The 317-nt window shown below is 75.1% G+C and carries 1 protein-coding gene; it reads left to right on the top strand.

All coding sequences use genetic code 11. The annotated features are described in order from the left end of the window. On the top strand, positions 1–240 hold a 240-nt coding region (locus ADL01_RS26225), incomplete at its 5' end, for a hypothetical protein (protein ID WP_159049632.1). Positions 241–317: the final 77 nt, after the last annotated feature.

The raw sequence follows: 317 nt of genomic DNA, 5'->3' as shown, positions 1-317 counted from the left end.
GCCCTGGAGCGGGTCGCCGCCGAGGCCGAGCTGACGCACTGGCGCCGCCTCGGAATGACGCCCCCGCCCGCCACGGACCTGACCGTCCTCGCCGCCGCCCTGGACGCCTCCGCCGCCCGCATGCGCCGCCTGCACGAGGGCGCGCTCGCCGAGCAGCGGCACCTCCTCCACGACGCCGACCCCGACAGCACCGTCCCCGTGATCCGCGTGGACCTCACCCACCCGCGGAGGACGCCGTGAGCACCGGCTACAACCACACGTACTTCATCGACGGCCGCACCGAGTGCCGCGCCTTCACCGCGGTGAACGCAGCACTG

Source organism: Streptomyces sp. NRRL WC-3618 (genome assembly GCF_001280005.1).
In the GTDB taxonomy this organism is placed as follows: domain Bacteria; phylum Actinomycetota; class Actinomycetes; order Streptomycetales; family Streptomycetaceae; genus Streptomyces.
Note: the sequence above shows the minus strand (reverse complement) of the source record. Positions and strands in the feature narration are given on the sequence as shown.